We start from the raw sequence: 2,500 nt of genomic DNA, 5'->3' as shown, positions 1-2,500 counted from the left end.
CTATAACGGTCCTAAGGTAGCGAAATTCCTTGTCGGGTAAGTTCCGACCCGCACGAAAGGTGTAACGATTTGGGCACTGTCTCAACCAGAGACTCGGTGAAATTATAGTACCTGTGAAGATGCAGGTTACCCGCGACAGGACGGAAAGACCCCGTGGAGCTTTACTGTAGCCTGATATTGAATTTTGGTACAGTTTGTACAGGATAGGCGGGAGCCTTTGAAACCGGAGCGCTAGCTTCGGTGGAGGCGCTGGTGGGATACCGCCCTGACTGTATTGAAATTCTAACCTACGGGTCTTATCGACCCGGGAGACAGTGTCAGGTGGGCAGTTTGACTGGGGCGGTCGCCTCCTAAAGTGTAACGGAGGCGCCCAAAGGTTCCCTCAGAATGGTTGGAAATCATTCGTAGAGTGCAAAGGCATAAGGGAGCTTGACTGCGAGACCTACAAGTCGAGCAGGGACGAAAGTCGGGCTTAGTGATCCGGTGGTTCCGCATGGAAGGGCCATCGCTCAACGGATAAAAGCTACCCCGGGGATAACAGGCTTATCTCCCCCAAGAGTCCACATCGACGGGGAGGTTTGGCACCTCGATGTCGGCTCATCGCATCCTGGGGCTGTAGTCGGTCCCAAGGGTTGGGCTGTTCGCCCATTAAAGCGGTACGCGAGCTGGGTTCAGAACGTCGTGAGACAGTTCGGTCCCTATCCGTCGTGGGCGTAGGAAATTTGAGAGGAGCTGTCCTTAGTACGAGAGGACCGGGATGGACGCACCGCTGGTGTACCAGTTGTTCTGCCAAGGGCATAGCTGGGTAGCTATGTGCGGAAGGGATAAGTGCTGAAAGCATCTAAGCATGAAGCCCCCCTCAAGATGAGATTTCCCATAGCGTAAGCTAGTAAGATCCCTGAAAGATGATCAGGTTGATAGGTTCGAGGTGGAAGCATGGTGACATGTGGAGCTGACGAATACTAATAGATCGAGGACTTAACCATATAATATGTAGCAAATGTTATCTAGTTTTGAAGGAATATGCCTTCATAGTTTGGTGATGATGGCAGAGAGGTCACACCCGTTCCCATACCGAACACGGAAGTTAAGCTCTCTAGCGCCGATGGTAGTTGGGACCTTGTCCCTGTGAGAGTAGGACGTCGCCAAGCAACTGTAAGACGAGTCAAAATGACTCGTCTTTTTTGTGTTTCTAACTTCTTATTAGCCTCGAGTTATCCTTTTGTATTCAATTTCTTTCATCATTTTCGATGTGTAGTTTCAGATTTTCTATTTTATTTTTTGTGGAAGCAATCTATTGGTGTGTTAAAATAGTACCGTTATTTTTTGAGTGCTTTAATATAGGGATATTTAATTTTTAAAAAGGAGATAATATGAAAAAGATAGGTATAATTACTATAGTAGTTTTAATCCTTCTAGCGATTGTGTATATGTTAGTTGGAAATTATTTTTATAACTATGCGTTGAATGCGAAACAAGAAAAAGAATTTTTGGAAGATAATCCTCATTTAGTAGAAACGGTAAATGCATCGGGAGATGCATTGGCTACAAATGAAGAGAAGAATGCGAACTTCGTATCAAAGTATAAGCCTAACACATTAACTATACGTTCTTTCGATAAACTGAATTTAACAGGTTATGAATATATGAATGAACAATCTAGTCATAAATGGGCGATTGTAGTTCATGGATACAATGGTAGGGCATCAGAAATGACGAAATATATTCGTAACTTTTATGAACAAGGCTATAATGTCATAGCACCAGATCTTCGTGGGCACGGGAATAGTGAAGGGGATTATGTTGGTATGGGCTGGCATGATCGTAAAGACATTTTGATTTGGATTCAACAAATTGTAAAGAAAGATCCTAATGCTGAAATAGCACTATTTGGTGTTTCGATGGGCGCGGCAACTGTAATGATGACTTCAGGTGAGGATTTACCTTCTAACGTTAAAGTTATTATTGAAGATTGTGGGTACTCAACTGTTGTTGATGAATTTACGTATCAATTAAAAGATCTATTCCACTTGCCGAAGTTTCCTGTTATGAATGCGGCAAATACAGTTACAAAATTAAGAGCTGGATATGATTTAGAAGAAGCTTCAGCTATTAAACAAGTTGCAAAAAGTAAAACACCGATGCTATTCATTCATGGGGATGCGGATACATTCGTTCCTTTTGAAATGTTAGATGAAGTATATAATGCTGCAAAAGTAGAAAAAGAAAAATTAATTGTTCCAGGTGCTGGACATGGAGAAGCTGAGAAGATAGATTCAAATACGTATTGGAATACCGTATGGAAGTTCGTGGGAAGATATATTTAAGTATAATTAGATTTATATATGCGATAATCAGAAGGTAATACTTTTGATTATCGTTTTTCTATTTATAGATTTATTTTAGGTTGTAGTATATAAGGCTTGAAGCATAAATTTTTGAATTCCTTAGTGCCAGTGCTACAATGATTGAAAACTACATGTTAATGAGGTGTTTCTAT

Annotated in this window: 2 protein-coding genes and 2 rRNA genes (2 of these 4 running past the window's edge); all 4 read left to right on the top strand. The window is 41.6% G+C overall.

From position 1 onward, the window contains the following. Positions 1 to 986 (top strand): 23S ribosomal RNA (locus QCI73_RS26060) (it extends 1,937 nt beyond the left edge of the window). Positions 987 to 1,035: 49 nt separating this feature from the next. After that, positions 1,036 to 1,151, top strand: a 5S ribosomal RNA gene (gene rrf / locus QCI73_RS26055). Positions 1,152 to 1,373: 222 nt separating this feature from the next. After that, positions 1,374 to 2,327, top strand: a complete 954-nt coding sequence (locus tag QCI73_RS26050) for an alpha/beta hydrolase (protein ID WP_353824024.1) — start codon at positions 1,374 to 1,376, stop codon at positions 2,325 to 2,327. Between the two features lie 171 nt (positions 2,328 to 2,498). Then, positions 2,499 to 2,500, top strand: a 2-nt sliver of a protein-coding gene (locus tag QCI73_RS26045) for a DsbA family oxidoreductase (RefSeq protein WP_353824023.1). Its footprint extends 730 nt past the window's final position; only 2 of the gene's 732 nt are visible here; the start codon is cut by the window's right edge — 2 of its three bases fall inside, at positions 2,499 to 2,500; its stop codon lies off the right edge, out of view.

Source organism: Bacillus cereus group sp. MG16, from assembly GCF_040459875.1.
Lineage (GTDB): Bacteria > Bacillota > Bacilli > Bacillales > Bacillaceae_G > Bacillus_A > Bacillus_A paranthracis.
This window is presented reverse-complemented; position numbering and strand designations above follow the sequence as displayed.